13 protein-coding genes are annotated in these 26,548 nt (G+C 73.4%); 5 read left to right on the top strand and 8 right to left on the bottom strand.

The genetic code is table 11. The features are described 5' to 3' along the window. Positions 1–13: 13 nt before the first annotated feature. A complete protein-coding gene (locus G569_RS0137150) occupies positions 14–3,004 on the top strand; it encodes a choice-of-anchor D domain-containing protein (RefSeq protein WP_028067156.1) in 2,991 nt (996 codons plus the stop codon). Continuing rightward, positions 3,001–4,803 carry a hypothetical protein gene (locus G569_RS0137145; RefSeq protein WP_157592570.1) on the top strand — a complete coding sequence of 601 codons (1,803 nt, stop codon included), beginning with the start codon at positions 3,001–3,003 and terminating at the stop codon, positions 4,801–4,803. Before G569_RS0137150 ends, G569_RS0137145 begins: the two co-directional genes overlap by 4 nt. Positions 4,804–4,895: 92 nt before the next feature. Here the strand turns inward: G569_RS0137145 and G569_RS0137140 are convergent, their stop codons facing one another. After that, positions 4,896–8,648, bottom strand: a complete 3,753-nt coding sequence (locus G569_RS0137140; protein ID WP_211233191.1) for an Ig domain-containing protein — start codon at positions 8,646–8,648, stop codon at positions 4,896–4,898. Between the two features lie 217 nt (positions 8,649–8,865). Between G569_RS0137140 and G569_RS59880 the strand changes: the two genes are divergently transcribed. Next, positions 8,866–11,664, top strand: coding sequence for an ATP-binding protein (locus G569_RS59880; RefSeq protein ID WP_169542329.1), 2,799 nt, complete (start codon positions 8,866–8,868; stop codon positions 11,662–11,664). A 7-nt stretch (positions 11,665–11,671) separates the two neighbouring features. Here G569_RS59880 and G569_RS0137125 read toward each other — a convergent pair whose 3' ends face one another. Further along, positions 11,672–12,310 (bottom strand): PilZ domain-containing protein, encoded by a 639-nt coding sequence (locus G569_RS0137125; RefSeq protein WP_157592569.1) that lies wholly within the window; start codon positions 12,308–12,310, stop codon positions 11,672–11,674. Continuing rightward, a complete protein-coding gene (locus G569_RS54850) occupies positions 12,307–13,320 on the bottom strand; it encodes an EAL domain-containing protein (protein WP_028067152.1) in 1,014 nt (337 codons plus the stop codon). Before G569_RS54850 ends, G569_RS0137125 begins: the two co-directional genes overlap by 4 nt. 145 nt (positions 13,321–13,465) lie before the next feature. Here G569_RS54850 and G569_RS59875 point away from each other — a divergent pair, with 145 nt between their 5' ends. After that, on the top strand, positions 13,466–16,777 hold the full coding sequence (locus tag G569_RS59875) for an EAL domain-containing protein (RefSeq protein ID WP_053227575.1): 3,312 nt from the start codon (positions 13,466–13,468) through the stop codon (positions 16,775–16,777). Between the two features lie 128 nt (positions 16,778–16,905). Further along, the gene (locus tag G569_RS0137110) at positions 16,906–21,606 is read left to right on the top strand and encodes a choice-of-anchor I domain-containing protein (RefSeq protein WP_157592568.1); all 4,701 of its coding nucleotides are present in this window, start codon (positions 16,906–16,908) and stop codon (positions 21,604–21,606) included. On the opposite strand, the gene G569_RS0137105 is transcribed toward G569_RS0137110, so the two are convergent. The 5 genes from G569_RS0137105 to G569_RS54840 are packed head-to-tail and all read right to left on the bottom strand — an operon-like array spanning position 21,593 to position 26,515. Then, positions 21,593–22,954, bottom strand: a complete 1,362-nt coding sequence (locus G569_RS0137105; protein WP_053227574.1) for a Dyp-type peroxidase — start codon at positions 22,952–22,954, stop codon at positions 21,593–21,595. The genes G569_RS0137110 and G569_RS0137105 overlap by 14 nt on opposite strands. After that, positions 22,955–23,509, bottom strand: coding sequence for a hypothetical protein (locus tag G569_RS0137100; RefSeq protein WP_028067149.1), 555 nt, complete (start codon positions 23,507–23,509; stop codon positions 22,955–22,957). Beyond that, positions 23,490–24,020: a hypothetical protein gene (locus G569_RS0137095; RefSeq protein WP_157592567.1), complete on the bottom strand. Its 531-nt coding sequence runs from the start codon at positions 24,018–24,020 to the stop codon at positions 23,490–23,492. Before G569_RS0137095 ends, G569_RS0137100 begins: the two co-directional genes overlap by 20 nt. 11 nt (positions 24,021–24,031) lie before the next feature. Beyond that, positions 24,032–25,468, bottom strand: coding sequence for a hypothetical protein (locus G569_RS0137090; protein ID WP_028067147.1), 1,437 nt, complete (start codon positions 25,466–25,468; stop codon positions 24,032–24,034). Beyond that, entirely contained in the window at positions 25,469–26,515 is a 1,047-nt protein-coding gene (locus G569_RS54840; protein WP_053227573.1) for a hypothetical protein, read from the bottom strand. Positions 26,516–26,548: the final 33 nt, after the last annotated feature.

Raw genomic sequence — 26,548 nt, 5'->3', positions numbered from 1 at the left:
ATGTAAGGGCACCTTGACAAAGACTGTCCTACTTGCCGCCCTCGCTTCGCTCCTGGTCGCGGCCCCAGCCTCCGCCGACCCGACCGGGACCGGCCCGTCCGGCACGTACGCAGCCGGCGACACGCAGATCAACACGGGCACGACGCCCGCCAGCCGCTCCTGGCTCGTCACGAACACCGGCGACGAGCCGCTGTGGGTCGTGTCGAGCACGCTCAGCGGCGCCGACGTCTCCCAGTTCGAGGTCACCGGGACGTGCGCGACCCGCGGGCAGGCGAACCCGCTGGCCAAGAGCGAGACCTGCACGGTGATCGTCGGCTTCAAGCCGACGTCGACCGGCCCGAAGTCGGTGACGCTGACGACGGTCACGAACGGCCCGACCTTCACCACGGGTGCGATCACCGGGTTCGGCCGCAAGCTCACGGCGGCGACCTCGGTCGACTGGGGCGATCTGCACGTCGGGACGACCGTCAAGCGCACGCTGCGCATCACCAACGAGGGAGCCGAGGACTACCCGCTCGGCGCGGTCGCGGCGCCGTCGCAGTACGTCAAGGGTGTCGACGGGTGCGGGTCCAAGACGCTCGCCGCGGGCGCCTCGTGCGAGGTCGAGGTCTCCTTCGCGCCGACGTCGGGCGGCGTCAAGACCGGCTTCGTGACGATCGCCGGCCACAAGCCGAACCTGATCGCGCTGAGCGGCACGGGGACCGAGGCGGTTGCGGCGGTGTCGCCCGCGGTGGCGGACCTGACGGCGGGGCCGCAGACCTTCATGGTGCGCAACTCGGGCAACGAGGCGCTCAGGCTCGGGACGGCGAAGATCGCTGCGGGCTTCACGATCGGCGCCGACGCCTGCTCGCGCAAGACGGTCGCCCCGGGGACGAGCTGCACGCTGGCCGTCACCCGCAGCGGCGATCCCGGGTGGCGCACCGCGACGCTCGAGCTCGGCGCGTCGAACCTCGCCGGCTCCCCGATCGTCGCCCGCGTCGACGGCTGGCTCGGCACGGGCACCGACAGCGACCCGTTCTCCCCGTTCGCGTTCGCCGAGGTGCCGGTCGCGCGCTTGAACGGCGACGGCAGCGACAACCTCGGCGCCGCGCTGACCACCGGTGGCTGCGACCTCAACGGCGACGGCTACTCCGACGTCATCGGCGGCGCCTCGCTGTGGTCGGTCAAGCCGGCCGAGTCCTCGTGGGAGGGCGCGACCTACGTGGCGTTCGGCGGGCCGCGCTTCGGCTCCAGCGACCTCGCCGCGCCCGTCGCGGGGCGGGCGATCCGGATCGAGGGTGAGAAGGAACGCGCCCAGACCGGCACCGGCGTCGGCTGCGCGGGTGACGTCAACGGCGACGGCATCGACGACCTGCTGATCGGCGCCTGGGCGTACGAGTACGACGGGCGACCGGCCGGGATCAACGCGCCGCGCGGCGCCGCCTACGTCGTGTTCGGCGCCGAGGACCTGCCGGACGCGGGGCCGCTGGATTTGAAGCTGCTCGGCACGCGCGGCTACCGGATCGTCGCGCCGAACGCGGTCGAGTACGACCACTTCGGCTATCAGGTCACCGGCGTCGGCGACGTCGACGGCGACGGCAAGGACGACATCCTCGTGTTCGCCAACACCGCCGACTCGACCGACGTGACGCCGGTGCGCTCGAGCGCCGGCCGCGCCTACCTGCTCCCCGGCAAGGCGACGACGTCGACGCAGGACGCGGGGACCGCGACGCTGGCGACGATCGTGGCGCCGTCCTCCGGCCGCCTGTCGGTCGTCACCCCGGGCGGGGACGTCAACGGCGACGGCGTGGACGATCTCGCGATCGGCGCCTACACGGCCGTGGCCTTCGGGCGTTCGACCGCGTCCGGCGCCGCCTACGTGGTCAGCGGGACCAAGCGCGGGCTGATCGACCTCGACGTGGCGGGCACCTCGCTGTTCGCGGTCGGCGGGGCCTTCGCCGGCCACCGGCTTGGGATCGGCGTGGCGCCGCTCGGCGACGTCAACGGCGACGGCTTCGATGACATCGCGCTGGGCGCGGACTCGACCGCCGCGGCCAACAGCGACGCCGCGTACGTGATCTACGGCTCGGCGGTGGTCGACGGCGCGATGCTCGACAGCGCCGCGCTCGGGACCCGCGGCTTCCGCATCCTCGGCGAGCCGGGCTCCTCCACGGGCTATGGCGTCGCGCCGGCGGGCGACGTCAACCACGACGGCCTCGGCGACGTGCTCGTGGGTGGGTACGGCGCCGGGAGCGCCGGCCGCGCCTGGATCGTCTACGGCGTCGCGGACCTCACCACGCTGCCGCTCAACAACACCGGCGGCGTCTCGGCGATCATCCCGGCGAACCTCGCCGACACGACCCGCTACCGGTCGCTCGCCACGCTCGGCACCGCGGGCTCGACGCTCGACGGCGTGACCGCGGGGGAGCGCTTCGGCCGCCAGGTGGCCAACGTCGGCGACGTCGACGGCAACGGCACCGACGACCTCGCGATCGGCGCCGACTTCGCGCTGCGCTTCGGCCGCACCCGTGCGGGCGAGGTGACGGTCGCGCTGCTCGCGGGCGACAAGCCGGACGCCCCGGAGCCGGAGCCGACCGCCACGCCGACGCCCACCCCGACGGCCACGGCCACGGCCACGGCGACGGCAACGGCAACGGCGACGGCGTCGCCTGAGCCGACCGCAACCGCGGTGCCGACGGTCTCCCCGACCCCCACGGCTTCGCCGACGCCAACACCGACGCCCGCGAGGCCGATCCCGGGCCTGGCGAGCCGCACCCTCTCGGTCGACTCCCGCGGCCGGGTCACGCTGACGATCAAGTGCGCCTGCGCCGGACGCCTGACCCTGACCGCGGCCGGCGTCCGCCGCACCGCGTCGTTCACCGCCCAGGCGACCGTCCGCATGACGCTCACGACGGCCCAGCGCCGCTCCCTCAAGCGCCACGGGTCCCTGGCGGCGAAGGTCACGCTGACGGTCGACGGCACCCCGCGCACGCTCGCGGTCACGCTCCGCGGGGCCAAGCGATGACGCGGCGAGTGGAGGCGCGCGGCGGGATGGCGCGCGGCGATGCCGCGCGCGGCCGGGCGGCGCGGCGCGACACGCGCCGCGTGGGCGCCGCCGCCGCGCGCGGCCGGGCGGCGTGGCGCGACACGCGCCGCGTGGGCGCCGCCGCCGCGCTCGTCGCGGCCCTCTTCGCGGCCGCGCCCGCGCACGCCGCGGGCGTCGCGGCGTGCAAGACGACCGAGGTCGGCGTCGTGGTGGGCGCCGCGGTGACGCTGAAGCTCGACTGTCGCGGGCACGTCGCCGGCAGCAGCGGGCGCAAGGCCACGGCGATCGTCGTCAAGCCGACCCGCGGGTCGCTCGGCAAGCTCGCCGCGAAGACCGGGCGGGTCGTGTACTCGGCGAGGACCGCCGGGCGCGACGTCGTGCGCTACACGCTGCGCGGGAAGGACGGGCGGCGCTATCGCGGGGCGATCGTGATCCGCGTGAGTGCGCGCCCGGTGCCGCAGCCCGCACCGGCGCCCGCGCCGGTGGTGACGCCCGCGCCGGCCGCCGCGACCCCGGGGCCGACGCCCGAGCTGACCGCGACCGCCACGCCCACGCCGACGGCTGCGCCGAGCGACGGCCTGCCGGCGAAGCTGCCGAACGTCCCCGCGTCGGTCGCCTCCACCACCCGCGCATGGGTCCCCACCGCCCGCGACACCTGCAGCGCCGCGATCCACGACCGGTTCAGCGTCGTCGGCCCCGACGGCAAGCGCTACCCGACCTGGCACCCGCCCACGTACACGAACCCCGCCACGGGCGAGACGTGCACGTTCGGCCATGAGCACGGCGACGATCCGGCGACCTCGGACATCGCTCCGTGGGTCGCCGGGCACCTCGCGGCCGCCGGCTACGAGGACTACGCGGGGCTGCCGTTCGGCCTCGCCGCCGAGGCGCTCAACGCCTACGCCGACGCACACGCCGGGACGGCCAAGCGCAGCGAGGACCACGTCGGCTACAAGGTCGACGTCCAGAACGACGTGCGGCTGCTCGGATCGGATGGAGGCGCGCTCGGCGTGACCTGCGACTACATGACCGTCGTCCACCAGGGCAGCCATTCAGTGGACGCGCTCTCCAACAACGCGCACGAGCTGCTCTACGCGACCCGCTGCGACGACGGGACGCAGTTGATCTCGACCACGCTGAGCCGCTTCGGCGATCCCGGCTTCTACGAGCGCTCGTGCGACCCGGCGACCCGCATCCAGACCACGAACAACGGCTACCCCGCCGGCGACGGCGCCCGCGAGATCCCCGACCGCGAGTGCGTCGAGCGCAACGTCCTGGTCCCGGCGGGACGCACGACGTCCGCCTGGGCGCTGTACGAGAAGTGGACGTCGGGCAACACGATCAAGGCCGCCAACGGCGACACGATCGCGAGCTTCAACACCGGTTTCGGCGTCTTCAACCCGAGCCGCTACGCGAACGCCGACGCCACGATCGGCCGCACGCTCCCGCTGTGCTGGGAGACCGCGGCCGACGGTGACAAGGCCGACGGCGTCGACTGCTCGGCCGCCAACGCCCTGAGCGTCACCGCCTTCGACGACCCGAGGTCACCGTTCGACGGCACCCGCCGCGACGTCTACCTCGCCGGCACCACCGTCAAGAACACGGGCGGCCGGAAGCTCTACTGGACCGACCCCTACGGCGGCAACGCGCAGACGACCCCGTTCCCCGGCGCCGTCTGCCAGCTGGTCTCGACCACCGACAAGCCGCAGGATGCGACGATCCAGGTCTTCGGCCGCAACCGCACCCACGACGCGCCCGGCGTGCACGCGCCGAACTGACGCACACCGCTTGCATACCGGGGCCAGACCCCGGTACACAGCTTGCATACCGGGGTCAGACCCCGGTATGCAGCTGGTATGCAAGCGGCCGATCAGCCGCGGGCGAACACGCTCGAGAGCGTCCAGGACGAGCCGTCCCACGTGCGCGCCGCGCCAGTGAGCAGCACCGCGGCGCACAGCGACGGACCGCCGCACGAGACCTCGGTCGTCTTCATCTCGGTCGACGGGCCCTTCGTCCAGGTCGACCCGTCATAGGTCCACATGTAGGCGTTGCCCGTGCCGTAGTCGCCGCCCGCCGCGCAGAACGTGCCGGTCGGCGCGCAGCCGATCGGGCTGTAGCGCAGCGTGTCGCCGCCGCTCGACGGGTCCGAGGCGGCCCAGGCAGTGCCGTTCCACTTCATCGACGTGTCGGCGTAGGAGCCCGTGAAGCACTCGGTCATCGAGATGCAGTCGAGCGTCCGGCCGCCGTGCGCCAGCGACGTCATCGCCGACATGGTCGTGCCGTCGAAGCGCGCCCAGCTGCCCGGGCCGGTGACCATGCAGTCGTTCGCCACGGGGCACGCGATGCGCGTCCAGCCGTTGTTGTTGGCGGTGCCGATCTCGCCGGACCAGGCCGAGCCGTCCCACTTGACGACGAACCCGTTGCGGTTGCTCATGTCCGAGCTGCCGCCGGCGACGACGCAGTTGGTCGACGAGACGCAGTCGATGTCCCAGTAGGAGTGGCTCGTCCCGCTCACGTACCCGGGGAGGTCCGGGAGGCGGGTCCAGCTCGTGCCGTCGAACTTCGCGGCCTTGCCGGCGTTGGTCAGGTAGATGCAGTACGTGGCCGAGGCGCACGAGACGCGGTTCTGGTACATCGAGCTCTGCGGCACGCCCGCCATGTCGACGCCCGCGCTCCAGCCCGTGGAGGCCGTGCGCGTGTACGCCTTGGCCTTGCGGTCGACGGCGAGGCAGAAGTTCGCCGTCGGGCAGTCGACGTCGTCGAGCGGCACGGCCGCCAGGTTGACCACCGCCAGCGTCAGCGTCTTGGTCACCGTCGCGTTGTCGGACGAGGTCACGCGGAACGTGACCTGCTGGGACTCGACCGTCGTCGGCGTGCCGCTCACATGGCCGGTCGACGTGTCCAGCGACAGGCCCGCGGGAAGCGTGCCCGACTCGACGGCCCACGTGTAAGGAGCGGTCCCGCCGAGCGCGGTCAGCGCCTGGTCGTACGCCTCGTCCTTCTGCGCGCTGGGCAGCGACGCCGTCGTGATCGAGATGCCCGGCGGGAGAACCTCCAGCGGGAGCGTCTTGGTGGCGCTGCGGCCGTCGTGGTCGGTCACCTTGACGATGACGAACTCGTTCGAGCCCGCCGCCGACGGCGTGCCGGACACGTGCCCGCCAGCCGTGACCGTCAGGTCGGTGCTGGTCGCGATCAGCGACCACGTGTAGGGCGCGCGGCCGCCGACGGCCGCGAGCGTCTGGTCGTACGCGACGCCCGACATGGCCTGCGGCAGCGCCGTGGTGGTGATCGCGACCGGGTCGACGTCGGCGACGGTGAACGCGATCTCCGCCGACTTCGTGCGGCCGTCGGCGTCGGTCACCGTGACCTGGAGCGGCCCGGCGAACGCCACCGTCGGCGTGCCCGAGAGCGTGCCGTCAGCGGCCAGCGTCAGACCCGCGGGGGCGTTGGCCGCCGCCCACGTGTAGGGCGCGCGGCCGCCGGACGCGGTCAGCGCCTGCGAGTACGCGGTGTCGGCCTTGCCGGTCGCCAGCGAGTGGGTCGCGACCGCCAGCGGCGCCGGGTCGACGACCAGCGTGAGCTGGCGCGACGCCTCGTTCCCGTCCACGCCGCGGACCTTGACCGTGAAGGCCGAGGAGCCGAGCGCGGTCGGCGTGCCGACGAGCTTGTCGCCGTCGAGGCGCAGACCGGCGGGCAGCGCGCCCGCGGTCACCGCCCACTTGTACGGGGCGACCGCGCCGCTCGCCTCGAGCGTCGCCGAGTACGCCGCACCGACGGTGGCGCCCGCCAGCGACGTGGTCTTGACGACCGCCGGCGGCGTCTTGGTCAGCACCTTGAAGGAGCGCAGGCCCTTCTGGCCGAGCGAGTCCTTCGCGGCGACCTCGAACTCGGTCGTGCCGTAGCCCTTGGCCGTGCCGGTGATCCGGCCGTCGCTCTCGAGCTTGAGGCCCTCGGGCAGGCGGCCCGAGTTGACGGTGTAGGTCAGCGGGCCGCGCGTGGAGCTCGCGACGACCTTCGAGCTGTAGGCCTTGCCGTTGTCGGCGTCAGGCAGCGTCTTGGTGGTGAACGCGGGCACCGGCGGCTTGTCGGCCTTGGCGATCGTCCAGTCCTCGGACCAGATGTCGCGGATGCCCTTGTCGAAGTCGAACTTCCAGACCTTGAAGCGGAGCCCGCCGCCGGCCTGGAGGCCGCCGGAGAGGCGCCACCACGGGTCCTTCGCGGTGTCGGCCTTCAGCTGCAGGAACAGGTCGGCGGTCAGGTATGGGCCGGCGACGTCGTAGAAGTCGAACATCAGCTTGGGGCCGATCGCGGCCTTGAGGTTGAGGTTGCCGCTCGGGGTCGGCTTGTAGGTCTTGAACGACGCGGACGCCTTGCCGTACGGGCCGAAGCGGCTGCCATCCCACTGGACGCCGAACTCGGTGTCCAGCGACTGCTCGACGTAGGTCGAGATCTTCGCCCCGACCGAGGCTTCGCCGGTGACCTGGAAGTTGAGCTTGGGGACGATCACGACCGGGACGGGCCCGACCATGAACTCCCACGGGGTGAAGCGGTAGTCCTTGGGCAGCAGGTCGAGCTCGAGCTCGCACTTGGCCTCGCCCTCGATCGAGACCTGCATCGTGGCGTCCTGGTGGAGCTTGACGCCCACGTGGGCCTGGATCGTGAGCGGATGCCAGAAGCCGCCCCAGGCGATGCCGACGCTGGTACCCGCGTCGAAGTTGACGTCGCCGTCGAAGTTGGCCGTCGCGGACGTGTTGCACTCCAGCGGGCTCTCGAAGCCCTTGTTCTTCTTGGCGGCGGCGAACGCGTGCGGCTTGCCCTCCAGCGAGAAGCCCGGCAGCGTCCGCTTGAACGAGCGGGCGGCGGCCCCGCCGCTGTCGGCCTCGAGCGCCTTCTGGAAGTCCTCCTTGCTCATCGACAGCTGCGGCTTGGACTCGATCTCGGCGCTCGGCCCGATCGCGGTCAAGGGCGCGGGGCCGCCGCGCGCGATCGTCTTGTCGCCTGAACGGGTGACGGAGTCGACGGCGACGAGCAGGCCGCCCGGCGTCTGCGGGCCGACGCCCGCGGCCAGGACCGTGCCCGGCTGGACGAGGGCCTGCGGGTCGTCGACGACGACGTCGCGGACGCCGTTCGGGTCACCCGAGACGGTCTCGATCGCGGACGGCTCGGCCACCCGCGTCGTGCTCTGGACCTGCTGCATGTAGCGCACGCCGACCCAGCCGTTGATGCCGCGGCGCAGCTTCGCGCTGGTGCGGCGGTAGGTGGCGAACGTGGTCACCTCGGTTCCCGGGATCGGATCGGCGGAGATCAGGTAGCGCCCCGGCCGCGCCCCGCGGAACGACGTGGACTTGGAGATCACGCGCTTGAACCCGCGCGGCCCGGTCACGGTCACGCGCGGCTTGGCGCCCTTGGGCGCGAACTTCACCGAGACGCGCAGCGCCGTGCGCTTGCTCACCCGCGCGATGCCCGCCACGGCCTTCTTCGCGCCCGAGCGCTTGAGGACGACGGACCGGGTCTTGCCGAGGTCTGTACACGCTGCCGGGGTACAGATCGGCTCTGCCGCCGCAGCAACGGCCGGCATGGCCAGCAGCGCGAGCAGGCTGGCAACGAGGACGGACAAACGCAAGGGGGGCACGGCGACTCCAAGGAGGGGGACAGGATCTCTCCCCCTTGGAAGTCGCCGTGCCGGCGGCGATCTTTAGTGAGTCCTGTTCGACGCATTACGCCGGCGGTGCTCGGCGGCGATGGTCTTGGCGAGCTGGGCGTTGATCTGGGAGGTCATGAGGCGCAGCTTCGGCTCGGCCGCTGTCACGACGCCTACACCGCGCTTACACTCGCGCACGGTGGCGGCGGAATTCCTGATCCTCGGGCCCCTGGAGATCCGCCACGAAGGCCGGTCGCTGGACGTCCCGGGCGGGCGCCGGCGGGCGCTGATCGCGGCGCTGCTCCTGCGCGCCGGGGCGCCGCTGACGGCCGACTGGCTGAGCGAGGCGCTGTGGGGCGAGCCCGCGGCCAACGCCCTCCAGGTCACCGTGTCCAGAGCGCGCCGCGACCTCGGGCCGCTCGCCGACCGCCTGCGTACCGAGGCGGGCGGCTACCGACTGCACGTCGAGCCGGACGAGCTCGACGCGGAGCGCTTCACCCAGGGCTACGAGGACGGCCGCGCGCTGCTCGCCGCCGGCCGGGCGGACGACGCGTCGGCGACGCTCGTCCGCGCGCTCGCGCTGTGGCGCGGCCCGGTCCTCGGCGAGCTCGGCTACGAGGCGTTCGCGCTGCCGGAGGTTCGTCGGCTCGAGGAGCTGCGGGTGCTGGCGCTCGAGGAGCGCGTCGAGGCGGACCTGGAGCGCGGCGAGCACGGCCCGCTCGCCTCAGAGCTCGAGGTGCTGGTCGCCGAGCACCCGCTGCGCGAGCGCCTGCGCGGCCAGCAGATGCTCGCCCTGTACCGCCTCGGCCGTCAGGCGGACGCGCTCGCCACCTACCGCGACTTCCGCACCCGCCTGTCCGACGAGCTCGGCCTCGAGCCCGGGCCGGAGCTGAGAGACCTCGAACGCGCGATCCTCACCCACCAGCTCCCGTCGCGCGGACGTCCGCTTCCCGAGCCGCCCACGCCCACGGTCGGCCGTGAGGAGGACCTGCGCCGCATCGGCGAGCTGCTCGTCCGCCCCGACGTGCGCCTGCTCACGCTCATCGGTCCCGGCGGCGTCGGCAAGACGCGGCTGGCGCTGGAGATCGCTCGCGCCCATGGCGGGCGGTTCGTCTCGCTCGCGTCGGTCGGCGAGGCCGACCAGGTCGCGACCGCGATCTGCGATGCGCTGGACGTCACCCGCGTCCCCGGCGAGGGCGCCGAGGACGCCCTGCACCGCGAGCTGGCCGACGAGCACGGCGCGGTCGTCCTCGACAACCTCGAGCACCTGGCCGGCGTCGAGGCCGTGGTCGGCCGCCTGCTCGAGCGCGCGCCCACGCTCTCGGTCCTCGGCACGAGCCGCGGCCCGCTCGGCCTGCTCGCCGAGCACCGGTACCCCGTGACCCCGTTGACGGCGTCGGCCGCGGTCGAGCTCTTCGAGGCGCGAGCCGCCGCGCGAGGGTTCGCGCTCAGTCAGGACGACCGTCCGGCGATCGAGGACCTGTGCGGCCGCCTCGGCGGGCACCCGCTGGCGATCGAGCTCGCCGCCGCCCGCCTCGGGGTGCTCGACCCCGCCGCGCTCGCCGCCCGCCTGAGCGACGCGCTCGCCCTGCTCGGCCCCGGGCCCGCGGATGCTCCCGCCCGCCACCGCACGCTGCGCGCGACGCTGGACTGGAGCTACGACCTGCTCGCGCCGGAGGAGCAGGACGCGTTCAGCGCGCTCGGCGCCTTCGCCGGCGGCTGCGAGCTGGCGGCGGCGGAGCACGTCGGCGCGTCGCTCGGAGCCCTCGAGGCGCTCGTCGACCAGAGCCTGGTGACCGCCGCCCGCGGCCGCCTCGCGCTCCTCGAACCCGTACGCCAGTACGCGGTCGAACGCCTCGAGCAGCGCGCCGACCGCGACGCCGTCCGCGCCCGGCACTACGACCACTACCTGGGCGTCGCCGAGCGCACGGCGCACGAGCTGTGGCTGCGCGGCGTCTCGTCGGACCGCTTCGACGACGTCCACGCCGAGCGTGACAACTTCCGCGCCGCGCTCGCATGGGCGGATGGCACGCCGCGCCACACCCGCCTCGCCGGCCTGCTCGATCCCTATATGCGGGCCGCCGATGCAGAGCTCGAAGCGCGCGGGATCTTCATCCACACGCTCGAGACGCCGGATGCCGACCCGGAGGACGTGGCCCGTGTCCGGCTCGCGCTCGCCGCCAACCTGTCCATCACCGATCCCCGCGCCCGGGCCGAGGCGGAAGCGGCACTCACCCACTACCGCGCGACGGGGGACGACGCGGGGATCGCGCTCGCGTTGCTGCGGTTGAGCAACATCTCGATCATGAGCGGCGCCGAGCCCGAGGGGTACGCCGAGGCCGAGCAGGCGCTCGCCTTCGCCCGCGCGGCCGGCGACGTCGCGCTCGAGGGCTTCGCGCTGACGCAGATGGCGATCGGCAGCGTCGACATCGAGCGCGGCCGCCCGCTGCTCGAGGCCGGCCTGGCGGCGCTCCACCAGGCGGGCGCGGTCAACCGCATCCCCGGCGCGCTGTCCACGCTCGCCTTCGGTCTGCTCCGCCTCGGCGCCTACGAGGAGGCCGAAGCGCTGCATCGCCAGGCGGTCTACGCGGTCAACCAGACCCGCAGCCGCTACCTGACCGCGCTCGTCGAGGGCAACCGCGCGCTTACGTCGTTGCTGCGCGGCGCCCACGAGGAGGCGCGAGCGGGCTTCGTCGCCGAGCTGCAGATCGCCCACGCGCGCACGCTCCCCACGTTCTATTTCGAGGCGTTCCTCGGCCTCGCCGCGCTGGCCGCGATCGACGGCCAGGACGAGCGGGCGGCGATCCTCGAGGCCGCCGCGTGGGTGTACAACGACCGCCCGGTGACGCCCGCCGAGGAGCCGGTCTACACCCGCATCCGGGACCGGTTCCTCGCGCCGGCGCGCGAACGCCTCGGCGCCGAGGCGACGGCCCGCGCCGCCGCTCGCGGCAACGCGCTCCCGCTCGCCGACGCGGTCGAGCTCGCGCTCAGCGCCTGAGTACCCCCTAGAACTCCACCGCCGCGTATGCCGCCGCGCGGCTGCGCAGCTCGGCACGGTTGTGCTCGACGACGAGGCGGGCGAGCCGCGAGCGCGCGCCGACCTCGGCGACGGCGAACTGGAGCGCGATGAGGTCGCCTTCGATGCGGGTGACGTGCGCGGTCGCCTCGACCGGCGGCGCGTCGGGCTCGAGCCAGATCGAGACCTGGAGCGCGTCGCCGTGGATGACCTTCAGGGTCGTCTGGACGAGCAGGCCGTCGGCACTCAGGTCGATGCTGCGGCCGGGCCGGGTCTCGAGCGTGCCGAGCCGGTGCAGGTGGACGGCGAACGACGCCGGGACACGCGTCGCCGCGCGACGGTCGAGCTGGACGCCGTCGCCGACCGTGAAGCGCACGTCGCCGCTGTCGCGGCGCGCCGTGAGCCTTCCTTTGAGGCCGACCAGCGTCCGCCCGTTGCGGAACGAGAGCAGCGCACCGCTGACCCGCTCCGGCAGTCGGTACACGTCGACCCCGCCGATCGGCTCGAGCGCCGCGGTCGGCCCGACGACCGCGAGCACCCGCGCGTCGAAGACATCGATCGTCCGCGCGTGCAGCGCCTCGAACGGGACGTTGAGGGTGACGACGTCGAACTCGCTCAAGCGCCTCATGCCGCGCACCACCCGAGCGTGTCCGCGAGCGGAGCGGGTCGCCCGATCGCGTACCCCTGGCCGTAGTCGACGCCGAGCTCGCGCAGCAGCCGCGGCGTCTGGGCGTGCTCGACGCCTCCGGCGACGGTGCGCTGGCCGAACCCGCGGGCGAGGCTCACGACCGCGCGCACCACGTGCTGGCCGGCGGGGTTCTGCGGCAGATCGCGGACGAAGTCGATGTCGATCTTCAGATAGTCGACGGGAAGCCGTTTCAAGTACGTGAAGCCGCCATAGCCGGTGCCGAAGTCGTCGAGCGCCACCCGGCACCCGAGCCGCTTGACGCGGTGCACGAACGCCGACGCCGCGGTCTCGTCGCGCAGCAGCGCGGTCTCGGTGATCTCGAACACCACCAGCGACGGGCGCGCGCCGCTCTCGGCGAGCTCGTGCTGGACGAACGCGAACAACGCCGGGTCGCCGAGCGAGTGCGCCGACAGGTTGATCTCGACGGGATGACCGCGCCGCGCGACCTGGAACGCCTCACGGATCACCCAGCCGTCGATGTCGGCGATGATGCCGTGCTTCTCGGCCGCGGGCAGGAACAGGCCTGGCGGGACGAGCGCGCCCTCGCGGTCGCGCATGCGGATCAGCAGCTCGTGCTGGACCGTGCTGACGTCGACGATCGGCTGCGCGAACAGCTCGAAGCGGTCGTCCGACAGCGCCTCCAGGCAGCGCCCGTACCAGAGCGCCGACTCGCGCTCGCGCTGGAGCTCGAGCTGCCGCGTCCGCTGGTCGGTGATGTCGGCCGCCGCGGCGTAGATGAAGACGCCGTCGCCGAGGCCGATCCAGCGCAGCCAGCGGTGGGTCCCGTCGGAGCGCCGGAAGCGGATCTCCCCCCACGCGGGGTTGGCGTCGACCAGCCGGCCCTCGCGGTCCGCGATGCACAGCAGGTCGGTGGAGAGTTGCCAGAAGACCGAGGACGCGGTCCGTGGGCAGGACTGGAGCGGCGCGATGACCGCAGCGGTCGGGGACATGGGCTCACTCCTCGGCATTTCTACGGGCTCCGCGAGCAGGTGGAGGGTTTGCCGACGGGGTGGAAGGTTCGGTGACAGGGCGCTGACACCCGACAAGTTCGGACATGCGATTCGCCGGTCGGGGGAACACGCGCTGAAGCGGTTCATGACGTTCAACCCGGTCGACATCGCCAACGAGACCGACGCCCTGCTGATCACTGCGCGTCGTGAGCGGGCGGACGGTCTGGCCGAGGTGGCCAAGCTGCTCGCCACGCGCTTCGAGGCCGCGTGCGTCGTGCACCTGTGGTCCGACCTGCGCCGCGTCCTCGTGCCCGTCGCCTCCTACGTCGAGGATCCGGGCTTGGCCGCCCGGTTCGAGGAGTTCCTCGGCGAGTCGTCCTCGTTCATCAGCTCGCGGGTGCGCGGCGCGCTCGAGGCCGAGGCGACGGTGCTGATCTCCGGGACGCCCGAGCAGATCGACGCCTGGTTCGGCTCGCCGCCGTCCGGCCACGCCACCCGCATGGGTCTGCGCTCACTGCTGGTCGTCCCGGTGATCGACCCGGGCGCGGGCGTCGTCGGCGCGCTCGCGGTCGGGCGCCACGAGGACCGGCGCTTCACGGTCGCCGACCGCGACGCGCTGGGACTGATCGCCGCCGCTGTCGCGGGCGCGTTCGATCGCGAGCGGCTGCTCTGGGAGATGCGCGAGCGCGCCGAGGAGGAGGCGCGCACCGCGCATGAGCTCACGCTCGCCCGCCGGCGCTTCGCCGCGGCCTTCCAGGACTCCCCCGTCGGCCTCGGGCTGTTCACGCTCGGGCCCGGCCCGTTCCAGCTGTTGGACTTCAACCCCCGGATCGCCGATCTGCTGGGCACGACGCCCGAGGCGCTGCGCCGCCACCCGACGCCGAGCGACTTCCTGCACCCGGACGACTTCCCGCGCGCCGTCGCGGCGCTCGAGCGGTTGCTGGCCGGCGAGGAGGGCGTGCTCACCGTCGAGCAGCGCGCGCTGCCGGTCAGCGGCGGCGAGATCCTGGTGGAGCTGACGATCTCGCTGGTCCGCGACGAGACGGGCGAGCCGCGGTACGGGATGCTGCGGGCGCTCGACATCTCCGACCGGCGCCGCGACGAGCTGCGCCTGGCCCGCCACGTGCGCTGCCAGGGCGTGCTGGCCGCGATCGGCCGGCGGGCGCTGGACGGTCTCTCCTGGGCCCAGCTCGTCGAGGCCGTCCTGCCGGACATCGCGTCCGCGCTCGACGCCTCCCACGCGCTCGTCCTCTCCCGGACCCCGGCCGGCGCCATCGTCACCGCGGGCGCCACGGATCACTCTTTGCCCGAGCACCTGCCGCTGGAGCCGGTCGCGCTCGACGCGCGCCGCGTCCCGAGCGTGTGGCTCGCCCGCGGGGTCCGGCGGGCGCTCGTCGCGCCGATCGGCGCCGGCGCGTGGCTGGCGGTTCTCAGCCGCCACGACACGGCCGTCGCCGACGGCGAGCTGGAGTTCGCCGAGGCCGCCGCGCACCTGCTGGCCGCCGCGCGGGAGCGGCGCGCCGCGGCCGAGGACGCGGCCCGCGACGCCCTCACCGGTCTCCCCAACCGCGCGCTGTTCGCCGACCGGATCGCCCACGCGGCCGAGCGCGCCGCGCGCGAGGGGACGGCGCTCGCGGTCGCCCGCATCGCCGTCGACCGCCTCAAGGACGTCAACGAGACGTTCGGGCACGCGACCGGCGACAAGCTGCTCCGCGCGCTCGCCCGGCAACTCGAGCACGTCCTGCGGGCCACCGACACGGTCGCGCGGATCGGCGGTGGCGAGTTCGGCGTGCTCTACGAGATGATCGACGACGAGCGTGGCGCGGTCACCTCGGTCAGGCGGCTGCTGGCGACGTTCGACGCCCCCGTCGTGATCGGCGACCGCGAGCTGCACGTGTCGGCCAGCGTGGGCGTGGCCGTCGCGGTCGACGTGGCCGCTCCTGGCGCCGCGCTCGCCGCACAGCTCCTGCGTGACGCCGACACCGCCATGCACCGCGCGAAGGAGAGCGGGACCTTGGAGCTCTTCGACGCCGCGATGCGACGGCGCATCGCCGAGCGGCTGCGGCTCGAGCAGGATCTCCGGCGCGCGCTCGACGAGGACCGGCTCACGCTGCACTACCAGCCGCTGGTCTCGTTGCACCGGCGGCGGATCGTGGGCGTCGAGGCGCTCGTGCGCTGGCGGCATCCCGAGCGGGGGATGATCTCGCCCGCCGAGTTCATCCCCGTGGCCGAGGCCACCGGGCTGATCGTTCCGCTCGGCCGGTGGGTGCTCGACGCCGCGTGCCGGCAGCTCGCCGCGTGGCGGACGATCCCCGGCCTCGAGGACATCTACGTCTCCGTGAACCTGTCCGGCCGTCAGCTCAGCGTGCCGGGGCTCGCGGACGAGATCCGGGCGACGCTGCGCCGCACCGGCGTCCCGCCTGCGCAGCTCGCGCTCGAGCTGACCGAGAGCGTCCTGATGGAGGAGACCAGCTCGCCCGCTGCGGTGCTCGAGCGGCTCCGCGAGCTCGGCGTCCGGCTCCTGCTCGACGACTTCGGGACCGGCTACTCGTCGCTGAACCACGTCAAGCGCTTCCCCTTGCACGGGCTCAAGGTGGACCGGTCGTTCGTCGCGGGCCTGCCGGGCGACGAGAGCGACCGGGCGATGCTGCGGGCGATCCTCAACATGGCCGCCGCTCTCGATCTGGCGGTGCTCGCGGAGGGCGTCGAGACCGCCGAGCAGGCGTCGTGGCTGGCGGGGATGGACTGCGACGTCGTGCAGGGATTCGGCCTCGCCCGGCCCGAGCCCGCGGAGACGATCGAAGCGCTCCTGCGCACCGGGCTGCCCGCCGAGCGGCTCGCGTGGCCGCGGGAGGCGCCGGAGCCGTCCACGAGCGCGGCCACCGTCGGGCTCAGCGAGGCCGCCGAGGCGCTCGGCGTGTCGGCGAGCACGCTGCGCCGGTGGGCGAACACGGGGCGGATCGGCGCGATCCGGACGCCCGGCGGGCACCGCCGGTTCAGCGTGTCGGAGATCCGCCGGCTCGTCGCGCAGCCCGGCCACCAGGGGGAGTTGCGCAACGTCGCGCTCCCGGTGCGCCCGATGCCGTCGGTCGCCGAGCTCGTGGGACTGCGGCCGGATCTCGTCCCGGCGGCCGGCGCGAGCATCTACGTGCCGGGACGTCCCGGCTGGTTCGCGTCCGACGCGGGTGCCGAGCCGACCGCGGAGTGGGTGCGGACGATCGCCGAGGCCTGTCGCCGAGGCGACTACGAGCTCGCGATCGACGCCACGCTGCGGCTGCTCACGCTCGCCGAGTACGCCGGGACGACCCAGCTCGAGCGCTGCCTCTATCTCGAGCGCTGCCGCGACGTGATGCTGCGCGGCCTGCGCGAGCACCGGATCCCGGGGCCTGAGATGCTCGACGCTCGCCGGCTCGGGTTCCGGCTCGGCCACCTGGCCGTCGTCGACCGCCCGAGCTGACCGGGTTCACATCTGTGAGCATCCCGTGAAGCGCGCTTGCGGGCCGTAGTCGGCCCGGGCAGAGTGCCGGACCGGCCGGTCCACCCGGAGACGGGCCAGCTCAAGCCTCAGCCGGAAGGACCCGTCTCATGCCACGCGCTGGTCGTCTCGTCGTGCTGTTCGCGCTGCTCGCCCTGGCGTTGCCGGCGCTCGCGCAGGCCGCCCCCGATCCCGGTCGCTGGGAGCGCGTCGGCTTCCTCCCACGCCCCGAGTCGATCGCCGGCGGCTCGTCCACCGTCCCCGAGATCGTCGACGTCAGCCCCGACGGGCGCACGCTCGTCTCGACGCTGGGCGAGGCCGGGTTCGCCTGGATCGATCTCACGGATCCGACCGCGCCGAAGCTGCTCGAGCGCCAGACGCCGGGCGGGCACATCACCTCGGTCAATGTCACGCCCGACGGCAAGTACCTCCTGGTCACGGCCAAGAGCGCCCTCGGGACCGGCTCCTACCTCGCCGCCTACGACATGGCCACGCACGCGCGGCTCCGCTCGTTCGCGATCCCGGACGGCCCTGACGGCGTGGCGATCTCGCCCGACGGCCGCTACGCCGTGATCGCGATCGAGAACGAGACCGACCGTTCCACCCCCGGCTCGTTGGTGATCTTCACGCTCGACGGCCCCCCGGCGACCTGGGCGCGGGAGCAGGTGCCCGTGGTCCTGGATCCGAGCTTTGCGGCCTACCGCGACCCGCAGCCGGAGTTCGTGGACATCGCCGCCGACAACGTCGCGATCGTCAGCCTGCAGGAGAACAACGGCTACGCGCTGCTCGACGTCGCGCACGCCCGGATCACGAAGACCTTCAGCGCGGGCGAGACCGATCAACTGACGCTCGACGACGGGACCGCGTTCGACGTTCCGTTCACCGCGCCGCGCGAGCCCGACGAGGTGGTCTGGACGCGCGACGGACAGCACGCGCTCGCCGCCAACGAGGGCGAGGGCGGCGACGGCGGCCGCTCGATCAGCGTCCTCGACCGCACGGGCGCGACGGTGTGGGACTCCGGCAACGCGTTCGACAAGGCGCTCGCCGAGCGCGGGCAGTATCCGATCGGCCGCAGCAAGGGCTCCGAGCCCGAGGGCGCCGACGCTGGCACGATCGCGGGCGTCGACTGGGCGATCGTCGGCGCCGAGCGCGGCAACGCGGTCGAGTTCTACGACATCACCGACCCGGTGGCGCCCGTCCTGCGCCAGTCCGTCTCGTCCGGCGGGCCCGAGCCCGAGGGCGTGCTCATGGTGCCGCAGCGGCGGCTCGCGATCTCGCCGGACGCCGACGCGGGCGCCGGCGGCTGGTCGATCTACCAGCTCCGGCCGCGCGGCTCGGACCCAGGCCCGCATCGCCAGGTCCGGATCCCGGGCGCGGCGTTCCACGGCACCCAGAGCATCGGCACGGGCGTCGACGGCGGCTTCGCGTTCCTGACAGGCGACTACGTGATGCGGGTCGGCACCGTCGACGCCGGCGACGGCGCGGACCTCGGCGAGGCGCGTGGCGACGCGCTGTACACGCTCACCGCCGACGGGCAGCCGCTCGACGCGAGCGGCGTCAGCCATGACATCGCCGCCGATCCGCTGACCGGCGGGTTCTGGGCGATCCGCGGCGGCCAACCGGGCACGCTGTGGCGTGTGAGCCGCACCGGCGTGGCGACGCCGGTCGCGCTGCCCGACCCGCCGGACGTATGGGTGATATACGGCGCCGTGGTCGTCTCGCCGGACGGCGGCACCGTCTACGTCGTCGCGTGGGAGCTGGACCGCCAGACCTACCGGCCGCGCCCCACGAGCCGGATCTACGCCCTTGACGTGGCGACCGGTGCCGTGCGCACGCTCAAGCGCGCCGGGAACGACGAGACCCCCGAGGACGCCGCGCTGACCCCGGACGGCGATCTGCTCGTCCTCGACAGCCCGGAGATCGCCGACGAGGACGGCTCGGCCGGCCGCCTGCACCTGTTCCACGTCGCGGGTGTCCCCGACGGGACGACCGTCGCGGCGACGGACGCCGGGCGGCTGCCGCGAGTCGCGGGTGAACGCCTCCAGCCGCGGATGACGCTCGACGCGCAGGGCCGGCTGTGGACGCTCGCGCGCCGCGGCGAGCTCTCGGACTCCGGCCTGCGCTTCCCCCGCACGGCGGTCGAGCCCGGCGCGGCCACCGGCCTCCCCGCGCCGGCGCCGATCGGGACGCTCGCCGGACTGCGCCCGGACTTCCAGCTCGACACCGCGACGCGCGGCGGCGACCGCCTCTTCGTGACGGGCCCGAACGCGTTCGGCGGGCGCGGCAACTGGGGGCGCGCGCAGTCGGGCGCCGCGCTGTTCAGCGCCGGTGCCGGCGTGCCCTTGGGCGGGGCGCCCGCGATCGACGGCAGCGTCGTCGCGTCCGCCCCGGACGGCGTGGGCGGGTTCTACATCGGCGGCGCCTTCACCGCGGGTGAGCGGTCGAACCTCGCCCACCTGAAGGCCGACGGCAGCGTCGACGCCGCGTTCGCACCCTCCGTCGCGGGGACGGTGACCGCGTTGACCGTCGACGGCGGACGCGTCTACGCCGCGGGCGCGTGGGGCGTCGCCGCGTTCGCCGCGGCCACCGGCACGGCCGACGTCCCGTTCGCCGGCCCGGCGGTCGACGGCGCGGTCAACGCGCTCGCCGCCGGGGGCGGAAAGCTCTATCTCGCGGGCGCGTTCAAGACCCTCGGCGGCGCCGCGCACGCCGGTCTCGGCCGCCTCGACGCGGCCACCGGGGCTGTCGACGCGGCGTGGGCGCCGCAACTCGCCGGCTCCTTCGGCGATGCCTCCAACCTCGCGCTCGGCGAAGCCGGCGTCTACGTCGGCGGGCGCTTCACCAACATCTCGGGCGTCGCGCGCCCGGGCGTCGCGCTCGTCGGGGACGCCGGCGCGGTCGTGCCGGCGTTCGCCCCCTCGTTCCGCGGCAACACGGCCACGCGGGTCGGCGGGATGGTGCTCGCGGGCGGGCGGCTGTATCTCGCCGCCAACAACAACCTCGCGGCCTGGCCGGACACGACGCAGCGGCTGTCGGCGCTGGACCCGGTCACGGGCGCGGTCGATCCCGGCTTCACCCCGCCGCTCGGCCTGACCACGTCGACCCAGCCCGGCGCGACGCCGCTGGCCTACGCCGACGGTCAGCTGTACGTCCGCAGCGTCGGCGGCGATCTCGCCGTGTCGCGCGTGGACGCGCGGACCGGCCGGTGGGACGCGCGCTGGCGGCCGTCGGTCGTGGGTGAGGGCGGGGGCGAGGGCACGATCTCGACGCTCGCGGCCGGCCGCGGCGCGGCGCTGATCGGCGGCACGTTCGCCGTCGCGGGGGTCGAGCGCGGCCTGGCGGCGATCGACCTCACCACCGGGCGGATGGACCCGACGTTCAACCCCGGCGACGTGTTCAGCACCATCGTCGCGGCGGCGGGCGGCTGGCTGTACTACGTCCAGGACGGGACGGTGCGCCGCCTCGACGGACGCACCGGCGTCCGCGATCCCGGCTTCGCCCTCGACGTCGTCGGCGGCGTGAACCGCCTCGTCGCGGCGGGCGGGCGCGTGTACGTCGTGGGTGCGCTGGCGTTCGCCGGCGGTGAGCCGGTGGACGGCGTCGCGGCGCTCGATGCCGCCACCGGAGCCCTCGACCCCGGCTTCAGGCCGCGGATCGACGGCGCCGTCACGCGGCTGGTCGCGCGCGGCGACGCTGTGTGGCTCGCGGGTTCGTTCACCCACGTGGGCGGGGACGCCCGCCCGGGCCTGGCGCGCGTGTCGGCCGCGACCGGCGCGCCCGACGCCGCGTTCGCGCCGCCCGCCGTCGACGGGATCGCGCAGCTGGCGATCTCCGGCAACCGGCTGTACGTGGCCGGGAGCGCCGGGCCGGCCGCGCTGGACGCGACCAGCGGCGCGCGCGATCCGGCGTTCGCGCCGAAGCTGACGCAGTCCGGCGCGCTGCTGGTCCACGGCGGCCGCCTGCTGGTCGCCGGCGCGCGCATCGACAACGACCCGTCCGTCGACGGGCTGGCGGCGCTGGATCTCGTCACCGGCGCGGTCGACCAGGCGTTCCTGCCGCAGTTGCCGGGCTTCAGCGAGTCGGTGGCGCTCGCGGCCTATGGGAGCCGGTTGCTCTCGGTGGGCGGCGGCGGCTACTTCGAGATCGGCGACGAGGCGCTGCTGACGTTCGACGTCGCCAAGCCGGTCAGCGCCACGCCGCCGGCGGTGACGGGGACGGCGCGGGTCGGGGAGAGGGTGACCTGCGCCCCGGGGACGTGGAGCAACTCGCCCGTCAGCTTCCTCGTGACGTGGCTGCGCGACGGCGTCGCGGCCGGGACCGGCGCCCAGCGCGTGCCGGCCGCCGAGGACGCGGGCCGCTCGCTGGCGTGCTCGGTCGTCGCGGTCAATGACGCGGGCGAGAGCGCGGCCGTCGTCAGCGCGGCCGTCACGGTCGCCGCCGCCCCGGTCGTGGACGAGCCCGAGCCGGAGCCGTCCGTGCAGCCGACCCCGACGCCGGTGTCCGTCCCGGCGCCCACGCCCACGCCCGTCTCGCCGAAGGGCAACCCGGTCGAGCGCGGCGTCACCGCGATCCGCTCGGCCCAGCGCAAGGGCTCGTCGCTGGTCGTCGTGCTCGGCTGCCGCCCTGACGGCTGCGCGGGCAAGCTGACCGTGAGCTGGCGAGCGCGGGGACGCACGACGAAGCTGACCGCGACGGCATCGCGCTCGAAGGTCACGATCAAGCTCTCGAGCGCGCGCCGGCGCGCGCTCGCCGGCGTGCGGAAGGTGACGGTGAGCGCCGGCGGCGTGCGCCGGACGCTCACGCTCCGCTGAGGAAGCGCAGGGCGCTCAGCGACGGCTGGAAGAGGTAGTCGCCGCCGCGCAGGGTGACGAACCGAGGTTGCGGCTTCAGGAAGAACGGGGGCCGGCCTTGGATCGTCATCTTGCCCTGCGTCCCGTGCGGCTCGCCGACCAGGAAGTCCTTGTCGCGGCCGAGGCCGAACGGGTCGCCGTCGTCGATCCAGAGCCCCTGGATGGTCTCGAACTGGCGCCAGATGTCGGCCTGGAAGCAGACGAAGACCAGGCCGCGGTCGGCGCCGTCATCCTCCGTGACGCCGGGTTCGAGCGGGGCGCCGTAGGCGCGGCCGCGGCGGACGATCCGGTGGCGGTTGGAGAGCCGCCCGTCGAAGAACCCGCGCGCGTCGCGCGGGTTGGCGCGCCGGATGTGCGCGCCGACGGGGCACTTGAAGCCATCGGCGTCGTCGGCGTAGGAGAAGGCGTTGATGCGCCGCGGGTCGCTGGAGACAGCGGCGTCGGGCGCGTCCGGTGAGAGCGTCAGCGGCGTCCCGTCCGGCCAGCGGCCGACGATCTTCGCCGCCAGCTGCTCCGGCCCGCCGGGATAGCGCGCGGCGGCGACGTACCGGCGGAACGCGGCGACGTCCATGCGCAACTTGCGGTAGACGACGAACGTGCCGTTGCGGTCGAAGGGCGCGAGCGGCGCCGCGGGCAGCGTGCCGTCCTCGTCGACGTAGCCCAGCAGGACCTCGCCCGTCGCGACGTCGCGCCAGCCGCCGGCGCCGTCGGGCTGCCCGTCGCCGGGGCGCGGCTCGACGCCCGTGCCCGCGATCGCCGGTTGCGCGATCCCGTCGTAGAAGCCGAAGTGGTCCTTGCCGCCCGCCAGCGCCTCGGCGCGCTGCAGGTGGACGAGCTCGACCCCGTGGTCGGTGTCGGCGGCGAGGATCTCCGCCAGCGCCGCTCGCAGGTGCTCGACGTCGACGGCGTAGACCGCGACGAGCACGTGCGCGCCGTGGAACTCCCACTCCGGCGGTGCGCTCGGCCCGCGGTCGCCCAGCCGGTCGGCGCGCGCGGCCATCCCTTCGCGGAACGCCTCCGGGAACGAGGCGAGGACGTCGTCGCCGAGCTCGAGCTGCGCCAGGCCGGCGAAGGTGAACGCGACGTTCATCGCGCTCGCCGGCGGCGCCGTCCACGGCGCGGCGGTCATCACCTGCGGCAGCATCCGTCGCATCAGGGCCCGCGCCCGCCCGACGTCCACGATGCGCAGGAACAGGTACGCGGCCGCCGGCATGGTGTAGCCGCGCAGGACGTTGCCCTGGATGTCGGCCAGCTCGATGTGCGCCGGGCGGCCCGCCCGGCGTGGGACGTTCGGCGGGCGCCCGAGCACCTAGAACTCGGCGCGGAAGCGGGCCTGCAACTCGGCGGCGTCCAGGCCCTGCGCGGCGACGGCGAAGTCGATCACCCGCTCGCGCAGCGCCAGCGACTCGCGCACCTCGACCACCGACGCGCTCGGCATCGCCGACCGGAAGAGCCCCGCGGGCGCCTGGATGCCGCGCACGTACGCGCGGAACGCCGCGGCGTCGGCGCGTCCGGGATACCCGGCGCAGCGGCCCCACCACTCGTCGCACTCCGGAACCTTCGCGCAGAGCGCGTCCAGGTAGGCGTCGAGCGGGCCGTCGATCGTCGATGTGAACACCAGATGAGCATTCTGCAGCACATCGGTGTGTCGCTGCTTCGGTCCCTGGTGCACGAGCGCGCGGAACAGCTGCACGCGGGCGATGTGGAGCGTGTCGATGCGGGCGAACGGCGAGTCGGCGCCACGCGGCAACGCGCCGAGGCAGGCCTCGAGCTCCTCCTCGCGGCCCGGCAGCACCCGCGCGAACGTCGTCAGCGCGTACGCGGTCCCGACCGTGTTGCCGCGGTCAGAGATGCGCCTGGGCATCGGTCAGGAACGCTTCCCACGCGGCTTTGAACGCCTCCGGCGACAGCTGGTCGGCGTCGCGGCGCAACGCCTCGAAGCGCTCCTGCACCGCGAGCGCATTGTTGACCTCGCGGGTGGAGGCGTCGGCGTGCGCGCAGTAGTAGGTCCCGCCCTCCATCGAGTTGTGGCCGATCCACGCCTTCAGCGGCTCCGCCGGCGGCGGGGCCGGGAACCCGGGCCCGCGCCCCCACGTGACGCGGATGTCGAGCGGGATCACGTAGGCGAACGCGTCGATGTAGTGCTGCCACGGCCCGTCGAAGTTGGACTCGAAGAACAGGTACGGGTAGTGCAGGCGCTCGCCGTCGAGGCGCTTGACGACCGTCCAGCGCACGAACTTGATGAAGTTGAACTGCAGGATGTGACGCGCCATGAACGGCAGGTGGCGCGTCACGACGAGGCCGATGCGCATGAACCACAGGTAGTGCCTGTGGATCGGCGTGAACAGCGTCAGGCCGGTCATGCGACCGGCCACGTTGCCGCCTCTTACTGACGATCCCAGATCTCTCGCCCTTCGCGCTGGCGCTTGATGTGGCGCTCTGACGCGTACTGCTCGTAGTACTCGATCTCCGGGTGCGAGAACTGCACCCAGATGCCGGGCAGGTGGAACGGGTCGGTGTGCGCTGGGAAGCGGCCGTAGGTCTCCACCAGGTAGCGGCAGATCTCCTTGGTGTAGGCGATCGCCTCCGCCGGCGGGTGGCCCGCGTGCTTGATGTAGGTCTCCGCGGTCGCCTCGTCCTTGTAGGCCTGGGCGAAGACCTTCGTGTCCTCGTAGGTGCCGCCGGGCCCGAACTTCTCCTCGAGCACCTGGTCGACCGCCGCGTCCATGTCGGTCACGTACGGCGGGCAGAGGCCTTCGAGCACGCCGTCGATGCCGACGTACGCGGGCTGCGACGCGGGCACCGGGGGCCAGCGCTTGAAGCGCGACTTCGTGAAGTCCTTCGCGCTGTACTCGCGGAACCCGAGGCCGAGGATGCCCTTCGCGGGATCGCGCTGCCAGACGCCCGGGATCATCGGCGCGCCGTGGACCCAGCCGGCGAGTCGCAGGGCCTCGCCGGTCAGCATCAGGTTCTGGAAGAGGAAGTGCGCCTCGTAGTCGGTGCGCACCGTCGTCACCGAGCCCAGCGGGGCGGGGACGTCCGGCGACGCGAAGCCGCCGCGGGCGCGCGCGAGGCCGCCGATCGGCTGGTACGGGATCGGGTCCACGAGACCGATCTTCGACGCGGCCCACCCGGCCCACTCCATCGCGTTCTTGGGCCGGAACGGCTGCCAGTCGTCGATGAACAGCGGCACCTTGCCGTGAGGCTCCGACAGCAGGATCAGCAGCACGTTGATGTACTGGCGCGTGTTGTCGACCACCGGCAGGAACTGCGTCGTCCCCGGCTGGTTGGACATCTGGCCGTTCCAGCCGAGGAAGTACGGCCACTGCTTCTCGGGGAACGCGAAGCGCCCGTCGTAGACCTTGCGCTTGACCGCGTTGGCGAACGAGAGCCAGTCGTCCTCCGTGCGGTCCTCCCAGCGCGGCGGGATCTGCGTGAAGAGGTCGATCGCCTCGCGCCCGCGCGGGCGCTTGATCAGCCACACGCCCTCGTCGTTGATCATGAAGAACGACGTCGCCTGCGCGTTGTCCGCGCTCGACGCCGCCCGCCCGGCGACCTCGAGGAACATCGTCCCGAGCTCGGGCGAGCCGTCGGTCTTCTGCGTCGGCCCGTCGTGCATGACGGCGCCGGTGACGCTCGTCGAGGCGATCAGGATCGCCTCCTCCAGCGGCGTCAGCGGCGAGGGCTGGTTCGGGCTCGTGTACGGCTGCGCGCCGTGCTCGAGCGAGACGCCCTGCGGGACGCGGCGCGTGCGGCGGTCCTGCAGGGCGGAGGTCAGCGGGTAGCTGAAGAGGTCCTGCAGGCCCTTGTGGTCAGGGGTCATCTAGTTGTGCTTCTCCAGCTCGGCGAGGGCGGTGGGCCAGACGTCGCGTTCGGCGTTGGTGCCCAGCCACAGGTCGAGGTGGGCGTAATCCTTGATCACGTGGTGGGTGTAGTCCTGCGGGCCGTGCGCGCGCCGAAGCGTGTCATACGTGCGCTGCAGACCCTTCGGCACGAACATCTTGTTGTGCTCGCCGGTGATGAAGTTGATCGGGAACTTGAAGCGGTCCAGGTTCGCGAGGTAGGCGTCGCGGCCCTGGGCGTCACGCGCGGCGCTCGCACGGATCATCAGCGAGATGTGCTCGAAGAACGTGATGTTGCCGTTCCCGAAGAAGCCGGGGACGGCCTGCTCCATCGTCGGCTGGTTGATGTTCTCGTAGTCGTAGACGTCGCCGTAGATGAAGTAGATGCGGCGCGCGACCGGGTTGTCGTAGATGTGACGGAACGGCGCGACCTTCATCACGGTCTCGATCAGCTTGCCGTCCCAGCGGCTCGGGTCGTAGTCGGTGTTCAGGCCCTTGATCCCGAGCAGCTTGAAGATCGTCGCCAGCCTCGCCCACGCGCGCGCCTGGTTGCCGGGGGTCGGGATCGGGTGGCCGGCGAGTGAGCTGAAGGTCGCGCTGCGCAGGCCCTCCATGCCGCCGCCGATCGCCATGAACAGGCTCAGGCCGCCGACGCAGTGGCCCATCGCCTGGATCTGGTCCTCGCCGGTCTGGCTGCGCACCATGTCCACGGCGGCGGGCCAGTCGCGCATCGCGATGTCGTCGACCGTGAACTGCGTGAAGCTCGACGGCAGGTCCGGGCTCGCGCGGTAGTCGAGCAGCCACACGTCGTAGCCGTGCTCGCCGAGGTACTGGACCCAGTTCTTGGGGACGGTGTCGATCGCGAAGGCGCGCGCGGCGTTGCCGTAACCGGGGGCAAGGATCAGCGGGCCCTTGGTGCCGAACCTGTAGCGGGTGAGCCGGACCGCGGTGCCGTCCGACGTCGGGACCGAGTGAACCTCGGCCGGGGGAAGGGTGAGCGCAGTCAGAAACCGTGTTCTACCGGCCATTCGTCGAGAATTGCAAGCCCGAAGGGTCAGGTG

Source organism: Solirubrobacter soli DSM 22325, assembly GCF_000423665.1.
Classification (GTDB): domain Bacteria; phylum Actinomycetota; class Thermoleophilia; order Solirubrobacterales; family Solirubrobacteraceae; genus Solirubrobacter; species Solirubrobacter soli.
The sequence above is the reverse complement of the archived record's forward strand: the minus strand, read 5'-3'. Positions and strand labels throughout refer to the sequence as shown.